Annotated in this window: 11 protein-coding genes; 10 read left to right on the forward strand and 1 reads right to left on the reverse strand. The window is 57.6% G+C overall.

From position 1 onward, the window contains the following. The first annotated feature begins 6 nt into the window (after positions 1-6). The 7 genes from H522_RS0106975 (at position 7) to H522_RS0107005 (ending at position 7,558) form a co-directional block, all read left to right on the forward strand. A complete protein-coding gene (locus H522_RS0106975) occupies positions 7-588 on the forward strand; it encodes an acetate uptake transporter (RefSeq protein ID WP_026961782.1) in 582 nt (193 codons plus the stop codon). A gap of 185 nt (positions 589-773) precedes the next feature. Next, on the forward strand, positions 774-1,472 hold the full coding sequence (locus tag H522_RS0106980) for a phosphoadenylyl-sulfate reductase (protein ID WP_026961783.1): 699 nt from the start codon (positions 774-776) through the stop codon (positions 1,470-1,472). An 85-nt stretch (positions 1,473-1,557) separates the two neighbouring features. Beyond that, positions 1,558-2,334, forward strand: a complete 777-nt coding sequence (locus tag H522_RS0106985) for a sulfite exporter TauE/SafE family protein (RefSeq protein WP_026961784.1) — start codon at positions 1,558-1,560, stop codon at positions 2,332-2,334. 24 nt (positions 2,335-2,358) lie between these two features. Then, entirely contained in the window at positions 2,359-3,540 is a 1,182-nt protein-coding gene (gene sat / locus H522_RS0106990) for a sulfate adenylyltransferase (protein ID WP_026961785.1), read from the forward strand. A gap of 33 nt (positions 3,541-3,573) precedes the next feature. Continuing rightward, positions 3,574-5,394 carry an NADPH-dependent assimilatory sulfite reductase hemoprotein subunit gene (locus tag H522_RS0106995; RefSeq protein WP_026961786.1) on the forward strand — a complete coding sequence of 607 codons (1,821 nt, stop codon included), beginning with the start codon at positions 3,574-3,576 and terminating at the stop codon, positions 5,392-5,394. 30 nt (positions 5,395-5,424) lie between these two features. Continuing rightward, on the forward strand, positions 5,425-6,681 hold the full coding sequence (cobA, locus tag H522_RS18040; RefSeq protein WP_051343991.1) for a uroporphyrinogen-III C-methyltransferase: 1,257 nt from the start codon (positions 5,425-5,427) through the stop codon (positions 6,679-6,681). After that, positions 6,668-7,558: a sirohydrochlorin chelatase gene (locus H522_RS0107005; RefSeq protein ID WP_026961787.1), complete on the forward strand. Its 891-nt coding sequence runs from the start codon at positions 6,668-6,670 to the stop codon at positions 7,556-7,558. The genes cobA and H522_RS0107005 overlap by 14 nt, the downstream gene beginning before the upstream one ends. Positions 7,559-7,581: 23 nt before the next feature. Here H522_RS0107005 and H522_RS21455 read toward each other — a convergent pair whose 3' ends face one another. Then, positions 7,582-7,764 (reverse strand): hypothetical protein, encoded by a 183-nt coding sequence (locus tag H522_RS21455; RefSeq protein WP_155836245.1) that lies wholly within the window; start codon positions 7,762-7,764, stop codon positions 7,582-7,584. A gap of 368 nt (positions 7,765-8,132) precedes the next feature. Here H522_RS21455 and H522_RS0107010 point away from each other — a divergent pair, with 368 nt between their 5' ends. From H522_RS0107010 to H522_RS0107020, 3 genes are read left to right on the forward strand one after another with little or no spacing between them, the layout of a single operon-like run. Continuing rightward, a complete protein-coding gene (locus H522_RS0107010; RefSeq protein ID WP_026961788.1) occupies positions 8,133-10,019 on the forward strand; it encodes a PrkA family serine protein kinase in 1,887 nt (628 codons plus the stop codon). A gap of 51 nt (positions 10,020-10,070) precedes the next feature. Then, positions 10,071-11,198, forward strand: coding sequence for a DUF444 family protein (locus tag H522_RS0107015; RefSeq protein ID WP_026961789.1), 1,128 nt, complete (start codon positions 10,071-10,073; stop codon positions 11,196-11,198). Then, complete coding sequence (locus H522_RS0107020) at positions 11,195-12,691, forward strand: SpoVR family protein (protein WP_026961790.1); 1,497 nt, start codon at positions 11,195-11,197, stop codon at positions 12,689-12,691. Before H522_RS0107015 ends, H522_RS0107020 begins: the two co-directional genes overlap by 4 nt. Positions 12,692-12,762 lie beyond the last annotated feature (71 nt).

Here is a 12,762-nt window from a genome sequence, read left to right on the forward strand (position 1 = left end):
GTCACCATGGCCAATGAAGTGAAGATTGCAGATCCAGGACCGCTGGGACTGGCCGGTTTTGGCATCACGACCTGCATTCTCAGCTTGATCAACGCAGGGGTCACCAGCGCAGACGCGATGGGTGTCGTGCTTGGATTAGCCATCGCCTACGGTGGCGGTGCACAGTTGTTGGCTGGAATGTGGGAGTTTCGCAAGGGCAACACGTTCGGTGCTACGGCGTTTTCGTCCTATGGCGCGTTTTGGCTGGCGTTTTACTTCATTGTGAAAGCGGCTCCAAAAGCAGGAATGGGCGTGTTTCTCCTGTTTTTCGGCATCCTTACCCTGTACCTGTGGTTCGGTACGTTCTACCTCAACAAAGCGCTGTTCTTCGTCTTTCTGACTTTGTGGATTACGTTTTTCTTACTTGCCCTGCACGAGTTCGGTGTACTCGGCTCGTCAGCTCTTGGTGGATGGGTCGGTGAACTATGCGGTTTGTTGGCTCTCTATACTTCAGCTGCCATCGTCCTCAATACCACCGCCGGCCGAACCATTCTACCGCTGGGGAAGGCGTACCGGACGCCGACCTTGGCTCACGGCGTTTCTGCCTAGTACGGAGGGGCCGAAGGGCCGTAAGCGAAAGTACCTGTTTCGAATATGCCACCCTGCCTATGCAGGGTGGTTTTTTTATGCCTTTTCCAAGTTGAAAAATCGGTTATTGACGATCCCGACGAGATGGCGTAGACTGATTGCAACTAGAAGATATACTATTTATATCGGAATTAGAGGTGTATGGTGTGGAGAGGACGAAGCTGGCCCGCGAGGAGATTGAACGCCTGGCAGAGGAATTCGAGAACGCTCCGGCTGAAGACATTCTACGCGAAGCGGTGCGGTTGGTTGATGGTCTGACGTTTGCATGCAGCTTTGGCGCTGAGGACATGGTGCTGCTGGACATGTTGATGAATATCCATCCGAACGCTTCGGTGTTTTACCTGGACACGGACGTTTTGTTTCCAGAAACCTATGAACTGGTGGAACGCGCTAAAGCGCGCTACGGCATTCCCAACCTGCACCAGGTGCGGGCTAAGCTGACGCTGGCGGAGCAAGCAGAGCAGTACGGGGACGAACTCTGGAAGCGAGATCCCGACCAGTGCTGCGCTTTGCGCAAGGTGCAGCCGCTGACGGAGTGGCTGGCAGGACACGAAGGCTGGATAACCGGCATCCGTCGTGAACAGGCCCCTACACGCCGGAACGCAAAGACGTTTGAATGGGACAAGAAGTTTGGTCTGGTCAAGGTGAACCCTTTGGTGCGCTGGACGAACGATGAGGTTTGGGATTATATCAAGGCACACGATGTCCCCTACAACCCACTTCATGACCAAGGCTATCCGAGCATCGGATGTTTCCACTGCACGCGCCCAGTGGCTCCAGGAGAAGACCCGCGCAGTGGCCGTTGGGCTGGATTCGCCAAAACGGAGTGCGGCCTGCACAAGTAACGGGTATGGGCTTGGCGCGTGGACGCCGCGCAAAGTTTGGTCCGCCCGGACCCACCGGCACGAGAAGAGAGCGGAGTGATTCCGAATGGACCTGCGAGTGTCCATCGGCGGCTTCGTGGTCGGCGCCCTGATTGGCCTGACCGGGATGGGCGGCGGTTCCATCATGACGCCGATGCTGATTTTTCTGTTTAACATTCATCCAACGACCGCGGTGGGTACTGACCTTTTGTACGCATCCATCACGAAACTTGTTGGAGCGATTCAGCACATTCGCCAACGCACGGTAGACTTCACCGTCGTGATGTATTTGGCGTTGGGCAGTGTGCCAGGGGCGGCCCTCGGGTCCCTCGGTATCGGATGGATGGAACACCATCTCAATGCGGCGGCACTGGATTTATGGATGAGCCGCATTCTCGGTGGGGTCTACATCCTTGCGATTGCCGCGATGCTTTGGCGCTGGTGGCGGTCGCGGCATGCTGATGCCCATAAGGTGCAGGTGGGTGCCAGGCCACCGGCCGCCCGTTTAGTGGTGTTGGGACTGGTGGCCGGAACCATCGTGGGCGCCACGTCGATTGGCAGCGGATCCATCTTGGTTGCGATGTTAGGGCTGTTGTATCCGATGGCTGCGGCAAGAATGGTCGGTACCGATGTGGTGCAGGGTGTATTGGTGACCGCAGTGGCTGCGCTGGTTCACTTTGCCTTTGGCAACGTGGATTTGGGCCTGGCGGCGAGCATTCTCATCGGTTCTATCCCGGGTATCCTGCTGGGTAGCCGGCTGACGGCCCGGCTACCCGAAAAGGCGATTCAGGCTGCGCTTTTGATGATGCTCGGTTGGTCGAGCTGGAACTTATTAATGAAATAGAAAATGGAGTTTGGGAGGTACATCATGTCGGAGTTGATTGCAGCGCACGGCGGACAACTGGTGGATCGGCGGTTGACCGGGGAGGAACGCGAGGCCCAACTAGCCAAGGCGGCCACGCTGCCCAAAATTCCGATCAATAGCTGGGCGCTGTCTGACCTTGAAATGATTGGCATTGGTGTCTTTTCTCCGCTCACGGGATTTGTCGGTGAGCGGGATTGGGCGAGCATTCTGGACACGATGCGGCTCGTGGACGGAACGGTCTGGACCATTCCCATTACCCTCGCGGTTCCCGAGTCGGTAGCGCTGTCTTTAAAGATTGGCCAGGAGGCCGCACTGGTGGGGGAAGATGGGGTCATCTACGGTACGATTGAGGTGACCGAGGTCTACCAGCCGGATAAGCAGTGGGAGGCCGAGGCGGTCTACCGGACTACGGACGAGGCGCACCCGGGAGTGCGGAAACTGTACGAGCGGGATGACTTCTATGTAGCGGGGCCTATCAAGCTTCTCAACCGGAAACGGCCGACCGAGTTTGCGGAATATTATTTAGACCCGCAAGAGACGCGCGCGGCTTTTGAGCGCTTGGGCTGGCGGACCGTAGTCGGGTTTCAAACCCGCAACCCAGTTCACCGCGCGCATGAGTATATTCAAAAGTGTGCCTTGGAAATCGTCGATGGTCTATTCCTAAACCCGCTCGTCGGGGAGACGAAGGCGGATGATATTCCGGCCGATGTGCGGATGCGCAGCTACCGTGTACTGCTTGATACGTACTATCCCAAAGACCGGGTGTTTTTTGCGGTATACCCAGCGGCCATGCGCTACGCAGGGCCGCGCGAAGCAGTGTTGCACGCCATGGTGCGGAAAAACTTCGGTTGCACCCACTTTATTGTTGGGCGCGATCACGCCGGGGTTGGCAACTACTACGGCACCTACGATTCGCAGAAGATTTTCAGCAACTTCTCGCCCGAGGAATTGGGCATTACGCCACTTTTCTTTGAACACAGTTTCTATTGTGTCAAGTGCGACGGGATGGCTTCGACCAAGACCTGCCCGCACGGGCCGGAGGACCGCATCATGCTCTCGGGTACGAAGGTTCGACAGATTCTGCGCAGTGGCGAGCGGCCCTCGCCGAAATTTACGCGCCCGGAAGTGGCGGATGTGTTGATTGAAGGACTGGCTGAACTCGAGAGGAGTTCGGTGTCTCGTTAAGCCGAGAATGGCCATTGGGGGTGGAGAGCCAAGATGAGTGATACGCAGAAAGAGTTGCGGGCGGAGCCGCGAGAGAGCAAGATTGAGGTCATCAAGCGCGACAGTAACCACCTGCGCGGAACCATCGCAGAGGCGTTAAAGGACGGGAAGACCTCCTTCTCGGAAGAGAACGTTCAGGTTCTTAAGTTTCACGGGGTCTACCAACAGGACGACCGGGATTTGCGTAAGCAATTGAAAAAAGAGGGGAAAGACCGCCACTACATGCTGATGCTGCGGGCACGCATCCCGGGCGGCAAGCTGACGGCAGATCAATACCTGCGCTTTGATGAATTGGCGGACGAATACGGGAATGGAACCCTGCGCATCACCACCCGTCAGACGTTTCAAATGCACGGGGTGTTGAAGGCCAACCTGAAGGAGACCATCCGTACCCTGAACGAGGCCCTGATTACCACGCTTGGGGGATGCGGGGACCAGGTACGCAACATCACCAGCTGTCCAGAGCCCCGGAACGACGCGGTCGCCCGTCAGCTGCGGCAAGATCAGTTGAAGTTGGTCGCGCGGTTTGGAGCCAAGACGAAGGCGTACCATGAGATCTGGCTCGACGGCCAGGAGGTTACCCCCAACTACGGCGGAGATGCCAATTCAGAGCTGGAGCAGGCGGTGGTGTCGGGGCTGCGACCGGAAGCGGGGAATCCAGACCGCAGCGACTCGGAGGAACCATTGTTCGGCCGCACCTACATGCCGCGCAAGTTTAAGATTGGCCTGACCTATGAAGGAGACAACTGCTGCGACGTCTACTCCAATGACATCGGTTTGGTCGCGCATGCAGAGGGTGATACGCTGGTCGGCTATACGGTGCTCATCGGCGGCGGAATGGGACGCACCGCCGGCGATGCTAAAACGTACCCCAGGGCGGCCACCCCGTTTGCGTTTGTCACCCGGGACGAGCTGGTGGAGGTCTGCGAAGCGATTCTCACGGTGCAGCGGGATTATGGAAACCGCGAAAACCGCCGCTTTGCCCGGATGAAGTACTTGATTGACGAACGCGGGCTCGACTGGTTCCAGAATGAGGTGGAATCGCGCATCGGGCGCAGCCTGAATCCGCCCCGGCCCTTGGTTTGGCATTCGGCGGAGGATCATCTCGGCTGGCGGGAGTACGGCGATAAGGCGTACTTGGGCGTGTACATCGAAAACGGCCGCCTCCTCGATAAAGAGGGTCTTAAGCTGCGCACCGTGTTGCGTGAAATTGTGTCCGAATACCGGCCCATGATTCACCTGACCACGCAGCAAAACCTGATTTTGTCCGATTTGCCCCTGGATGCCCGGAAAGATATTGAGTCGCGCCTGCGCGCGGCCGGGGTTCAGCTGGTGCAGGATATGCCGAAAACCCGGCTGTTGGCCATGGCCTGTCCCGCGCTGCCGACTTGTGGGCTAGCGATTGCGGAGTCGGAACGCGCCCTGCCTGGGGTCCTGCCGAAGTTCGAGGCGCTGTTTGCCGAGTACGGCCTGGAAAACGAGCCGATTTCCATCCGCATGACCGGGTGCCCCAATGGCTGTGCCCGTCCGTACCTCGCGGACATCGGATTTGTCGGTCGCGCCCTCGGTAAGTATGACGTCTTCCTTGGCGCCGACTCCCTCGGCACGCGTGTCAACCGGCGGTTCTTGGAGATGATTCCGCTCGACGGGTTGGTGGACGCGGTGCGCCCGTTGATTGCGGCGTATGCGAAGGAGCGGAAGAACGGAGAACGGTTTGGTGACTATTGTGAACGAGTCGGCTTTGAATATCTGCACCAGGTGCGGGAACGCGCCTTGGAGGCGAAGACCGCCGACGGAACCCCGGCAGGGGTATGACACGGCTTGAAACCATCGGGAGGCGAGGGAATGCACGCACCAGGTGTTGGCAAAGTCTATCTGGTCGGTGCGGGGCCGGGCGCTGCCGGCCTTATCACCGTCCGCGCCCGGCGCCTCCTGGAGCGGGCTGATGCCGTTGTCTATGACCGGCTCTTGTCTCCGCGCCTGTTGGCTTGGACCCGCCCGGATTGCCGCTGCATCTACGTGGGCAAGCAGGCCAGTTTGCACACCTTGCCGCAGCCGGAAATCCAGCGTTTGCTCATTGACCTGGCCATGCAGGGGTTGACGGTGGTGCGCCTCAAAGGGGGCGATCCGTTCGTCTTTGGCCGCGGGGGTGAGGAGGCGTTAGCCCTTTCGGCGGCCGGGATCGACTGGGAGGTGGTGCCGGGCGTTACCTCCGCCGTTTCAGTCCCTGCGTATGCCGGCATCCCAGTTACGCACCGCCATCGTGCCCGTGGGTTCGTGGTGGAGACGGGACACCGCGGCGAGCCGCAGCGTGGCGAGTCCCAGTGTGGGGCGCCGAGGCCTGTTCCGGGGGACGAAGCCGCGGTATCGCTCGCGGAGAGCGCAACGGATGCGTCTGCGGACCCCACGCTTACGCAGGTGGTGCTTATGGGCGTAGGCCACTTGGCCGAGCGTGTAGCGCACTGGCGCCGCCAGGGGTGGCCGGAGGACACGCCCGTGGCTGTGGTCAGCTGGGGGACGCGCGCGTGGCAACAGGTAATTGAGACCACGCTGAGCGATGTGGTCGATGAAGTGCGGCGGAAAGGCATCGGCGCGCCAGCGGTGATTGTGCTCGGTGCGACGGTCGACTTGCGTGCCCAGCTCTCGTGGGTCGAGAAGCTGCCCTTGTTTGGTCGGCGCCTATTGGTAGTGGCCGAGACGCGTGCAGAGGCCACGGCGCGTGCGGACGAGTTGGAAGATCTGGGCGCCGAGGTCTATGAGGTCTCCCTACAGCACTTGCCGGCACAGCCTTCCACCGTCATGGGCGACGGACAGCGGAAAGAGGGTGCCGAAGTTCAGCACGGGGTTTGGGAGGCGGTGGCCCGGGAGGTGGCCGAACATCCATTTGACGCCATCTGGATGGAATCTGCCGCATGTGGTCCTGCACTCCACATGTTGGGTGAGCGGGTGCAGGGGGTCCCACGTCTCGCCATGCGTAGACATGAGGTCTGGTCGGACACTTCGGGCCGGCCCATTGCCGTATGTGAGAATGGCCTGGCGGTCGCTGAGTTCCTGCAGGCAAAAGGTGTCGTCGGGGGGCGAGCCAACCATGTCGATTCCTGACGAACGGTCGATCCGACACGTGGGCGTGTTACTGGTTGCGCATGGTAGTCGAGATCCGGACGGCGTCGCGGAGGCACTGCAATTCATGGCGGCCATTCGGGAACACCTACGTGAGAAATCCTGTGATATACCGGTACAGGAATCGTTTCTGGAACTGACCCAACCGGACATCCGTAGCGCGGTGGCTGCTTTGGCAGCCGCTGGGGTGCGGCAGGTGCTCGTCTGTCCGCTGCTGTTGTTTGCGGCCGCGCACATTCACCGCGATATACCGGCTCAGTTGTCTGCGGCCCGGGCCGCTCTGGAGAACCAGTCATCAGTCCCCGCGGACCCGGCGCCCGACTCCGGGCACTCGTTGAAGGAACTCGGGCATTTGTCGTTGGAGTTGGAGTTTACGGTGATGCCGGCTGTCGGCGTCGATGACGAGTTTATGCAGGCGGCTGTGTCACGCATTCAGGAAACGAGGCAGCCTGGGTGTGGCGGCGACGACGCAGCGGCTGTCCTTCTGTCTCGCGGCAATCGTGACGAGAACGCGTGGCGGAGTCTGGAACGAGTCGCTGCGGGGGTGCAGGCTCATACCCAGCTCACACGGGTGATTCCAGCTTCCTTAACTGGGCTGGGCAGTCGCCTGGAGCCGGCTCTGGACGAGGCGCTGGCGAGCGGTGCCCGCCACATCACGGTCATGCCGTATCTGTGGTTCACTGGGGTGCTACTCAAATCCCTTCCCGATCGCGTGTCCCAGTGGGGCGCGCAACACCCAGGGTGTGCCGTCCGACTGGCTCGGCACCTGGGTATGGACAGCCGTTTAGTGGCGGTCATCGGGGAGCGTATCCTGAGTCATTTGGAAGGGGCCGCCGTCAGCCCAAAAGGGCGTGTCTAGAGACGGAGATTCGGCATCAACCGCTATAAAGCTTGAATGAGCGGCTCATCCGGGATACAGCGAACGGGGACAGTGGAAAACGATTGCGCCAGTCGATCCGCCAGCCGCTTCATACCGGTGCTCTCGCTGGCGCTGTGGCCAAACAGGATGAGGGACCTGGCTACGCCCTGTGCCTGGCGTCCTGTATGTATACCGGAGTCTCGCACTCCGGTCCCTCGCCGGCGATGACTAGGTCGAGGTGCGGTTGCTGATTGGAATGAACCTTCCGAGAACAATGGCAACTCGGGCTCGACCCCTTTTGGACACGCACATTAATCATCAAACATATTGGAAATAAATAGACTGATTCCTGTGAGCGGCCGTTGTGGCCGTTCTTCCTGTCTTGACATGTACGCCTGCAGACGATGGAAGTACGATCCGAGGCGGCGGAGGCGAACCCGGTTCGGACAACCTCTCACAAATCTCCCCCTTCTCCCACGTTTATTCTCGCTCAAAGGTGTGACAATGAATAACAAGGACACGTTGCGGTGATTCCTGATTCGGTGAACACCAATTGACAAGGGGGAGAACAACAGTGAGTTTGGCCTTGCGATTGAAAGAGTTTAAAGAACGTGAAGAGTCACTTCGGTGGAAAGGCACTTTTGAGCAATATTTGGCCATTGTCGAGAAGAATCCGGCGGTCGCTCAAACGGCCCACGCCCGCGTGTACGACATGATTGTCGCGGCTGGCGTCGAGGAAGTCGACGGTCACAAGAAATATCGTTTCTTCGAGGACGAATTGTTCGGTCTGGATGAGCCCCTGGAGCGGCTGGTTGAAGAATACTTCCACTCGGCGGCTCGACGCCTCGATGTGCGCAAACGCATCCTGCTGTTGATGGGACCGGTCAGTGGCGGCAAGTCATCCCTCGTAACTCTGTTAAAGCGCGGCTTGGAGGAGTATAGCCGTACGGATCGGGGAGCATTGTACGGCATCCAGGGATGCCCCATGCACGAGGAACCCCTGCACCTTATCCCGAACAGGCTTCGCCCCGAGATGGAAGCGGAACTCGGTGTGCATATTGAAGGCGATCTGTGTCCTGTGTGCCAACTGCGGTTGGAAGAAGAGTTCCACGGAGAGATCCTGCGAATGCCGGTGGAACGGATCCTTATCAGCGAAGGAAAGCGGGTCGGCATCGGCACCTTCAGTCCCTCGGATCCGAAGTCTCAGGACATCGCGGATCTCACCGGAAGCATTGATTTTTCCACCATTGGGGAGTACGGGTCCGAATCGGATCCCCGCGCGTTCCGGTTTGACGGCGAACTGAACAAGGCCAACCGGGGCATCCTTGAGATGCAGGAGATGCTCAAGATCGACAGTAAATTCTTGTATCACCTGCTCAGTTTGACACAAGAAGGCAACTTCAAAGCCGGCCGCTTCGCTCTTATCAGCGCCGACGAGTTGGTCATCGCGCATACGAACGAAACGGAGTACCAAGCCTTTATTTCCAACCAGAAGAACGAGGCATTGCATTCCCGGATGGTTGTGATGCCGATTCCGTATACGCTCAGCGTCTCGGACGAAGTGAAGATCTATGAGAAGTTGATTCGCCAAAGTGACCTGAAGAATGTTCATCTGGCACCGCACAGCCTGCGCACGGCGGCGACATTTTCGGTTCTGTCCCGCCTGAAGGAATCCATGAAAGCCGATTTGATGAAGAAATTGAAGCTCTACGATGGGCAGTTCGTGGAAGGCAATGAGGTCGATGTGAAAGAGTTGCGCAGCGAGCATCCCCTGGAAGGGATGGACGGGATCGATCCTCGCTACGTGATCAATCGTATTTCATCAGCGCTAGTCCGCAGCGATGCAAAGTGCATCAATGCCCTCGATATTCTGCGCGCGCTCAAGGATGGGCTGGGTCAACATGCGAGCATCTCCAAGGACGACAAAGAAAGACTGCTCAACTTCATCGCCGCGGCGCGGCAGGAGTACGACGAGATTGTCAAAAAAGAGGTTCAAAAAGCGTTTGTCTACTCCTACGAAGAGTCGGCGCGAGCGCTGTTCAACAACTATCTCGATAACGTTGAGGCCTATTGCAACAAACAAAAATTGAAGGATCCGATAACGGACGAGGAAGTCGATCCGGACGAACCTTTGATGCGCTCCATTGAAGAGCAGATTGGCGTGAGTGAAAACGCGAAAACCCAGTTCCGCGAGGAGATTCTGATTCGCATTTCCTCCTACGCCCGGCGCGGCAAGACATTCACGTACGACTCGCACGACCGCTTGAAAGAAGCGATTGAACGCAAGTTATTCACAGATCTGAAGGATGTCGTGAAGATCACGACCAACGCGAAGACACCCGACCCCGACCAATTAAAGCGGATCAACCAAGTCCACGAGACGCTAGTGGACAAGCATGGCTACTGCTCCATATGCGCCAACGAGGTATTGAAGTACGTCGGCAGCCTATTGAACCGATGATGCACATGCGAGCGAAACTGCATCATCCAGGGACTGAGGAGGGAACCATGGATGGGCATTCTGGTGCACGATGACTGGTCACTGGACCGCCGTGGCCAAAGAGCGCAGGCTCGACACCGGGAAAAGGTCAGGCAATGCATCCGCGACAATCTGGCGGACATCATCTCCCACCAGGACATCATTCTGTCCGATGGCAGGCGGACCGTCCGCATCCCGGTGCAGCAGCTCGACGAGCCGCATTTCCGTTACGACTACGGAAAGCAACAACACGTGGGTCAAGGTCCGGGAAAGAAAGGGGACGCCATCGGCAAGGCGGAGCCAACACCAGGTAAATCCGGTTCGGGCGCGGCCTACGCTCCTGGCGAGCGCGCCCTCGAGGCGGAGATTGAACTGGCAGACATTGAGGACGTCCTGTTTGCGGACCTGCGCCTGCCAAATTTAAAGGACAAGCCTCATACTAAAGCAGTCGTGACGGACGCCATAGAATTTACGGACATTCGCACGAAGGGCATTCGCGCGAACATCGACAGGAAGCGCACGTTCATGGAGGCTCTGCGGCGATCACGCACCGCACACAAGCCGTTTCAGATTACGGAAGATGACTTGAGATTCAAGACTTGGCGAGAAGTTGTCGCCCCGGACAGCGGCGCCGTGGTGATTGCCATGATGGACGTGTCTGCAAGTATGGGCATGACTGAAAAATATATTTCGAGAACTTTCTTCTTCTGGATGGAGAAGTTTCTGCAGAAACAATATTCAACTGTAGAAATGCGCTATATCGTCCATCACACGGAAGCGTACGAAACAACCCGAGACGCATTCTACCGGACGAAGGAAAGTGGCGGAACCGTTTGTTCGACCGCGTTTCAGGCTGCACAAGAACTGATTGCGGCCGCCTATCCCCCCGCTCTCTGGAACATTTACATCATTTACGTAGGAGACGGAGACAATCTATATTCCGACAATGATCGTACGACCGCACTGATGCGCGAGCTGTGCGATGTCTCCACGATGATTGGATACCTTGAAGTGAATCCATACAATCGCATGACCGCGCTGTCCCACGCCGTGGCGACTCTCGATTTGCCCGAAATGCGCTGGACCTCTGTCGCACATCAGAAGGACATTCTTAAGGCGCTGCGCCTATTCTTTAGCGGAGAGGAAGTGGCAAGGTCATGAATCGGGAAGACTGGGCTCGACTGGAGAAAACCATCGAGTGGATGGAATCCAAGGCTCGGGAGTTCGGTTTGGATTTTTTCGATATGCGGTACGAAATTTGCCCGGCGGACGTCGTCTACACGATTGCAGGGTTCGGTATGCCGACTCGCTACAGCCACTGGAGTTTCGGTAAGCAGTATTATCGACAGAAACTCGACTTCGATCTAGGTATCTCGCGCATCTACGAGTTGGTCGTCAACAGCGACCCTTGCTATGCCTTCCTGCTCGACAGCAACACGGTGCTGCAAAACGAAATGATTGTCGCGCATGTGCTCGGCCACAGCGACTTTTTCAAGCACAACGCTCGCTTTCGCTACACCAACCGGCGCATGGTCGACTCTATGGCGGCCGCCGCAGAGCGCATCCGAAAGTACGAAGAGACGTATGGGATGACCCGCGTGGAGGAAATTCTGGACGCAGCTTTGTCGATTCAGGAGCACGTGGATGCCTCTTTTCGAGCACAGGTTGCTAGTCGACCGGATGATGATGGCTCACGTGCACCATATGGACCAGGCAAGCCCAGGCCTGCGCCCGGTGCGTACGACGATCTGTGGTCGATGGATGCAGCTCTCCCGGCGGTCAATGACATCCGACCGTCGGGCCCTGGTGACCGAGCCAAGGATACAGGCAATGGGTCCAGGAATATTAACCAAAATTCCAACGAAATACAGCCCGATAACGCACACAAGGGTACCGGCGAAGGTACCACGAACAAGTCGACGACTTCTAGGTCTGCCTATGGAAAAGATTTATTGCGCTTCATCATCACGCACAGTAAACACCTGGAAGAGTGGGAACGTGATATCGTGTCGACCGTCCGGGACGAAATGTTATACTTCTGGCCACAACTGGAGACCAAAATCATGAACGAAGGCTGGGCGACGTACTGGCATACCCGGCTCATGCAGGAACGAGAGTTGACGGGGCAGGATGCCGTCGACTTTGCCCTACTGACAGCAAACGTCGCACAGCCCAATCGGTTCACGTTGAATCCGTACAACGTGGGCTATGCAGTGTGGCGGGACATTGAACGAAGATACGGAACGGAGAAAATGTTCGAGGTCCGTGAGTGCGACTCGGACGTCAGTTTCATTCGCAACTATCTGAATCAGGACATTGTCGATCAGTGCGAGCTCTACCTGTTTGAAAAAAAGGGCGCGGACTGGGTGGTTGCAGAGAGAGACCACACGATTATCCGGGACGTATTGGTGCAACAAAGAACCAACGCTGGCTTCCCCGTGTTGCACGTGTCAGAAGATGCTGACGGAGCATTCGATGGACTCGGCATCACTCATGCATACGAGGGACAGGAGTTGGACCTCGAGTACGTTGAACGGACGTTGCCGAGAGTCTACCGACTGTGGGGACGCCCCGTTACGCTTAAAACCATCGTCAACGGGCAACCCGTCGAATTCGTATATGACGGAACAACCATGCAAAAAAAAGTGGTGTAGGGTGGAACTGATTGCATCAAAAGACCTGCTCCGGGGACGGTGAACGGGGACGTGCTGGTGCCGTACGCCTT

Origin of the sequence: Alicyclobacillus herbarius DSM 13609, assembly GCF_000430585.1 — a bacterium.
Lineage (GTDB): Bacteria > Bacillota > Bacilli > Alicyclobacillales > Alicyclobacillaceae > Alicyclobacillus_G > Alicyclobacillus_G herbarius.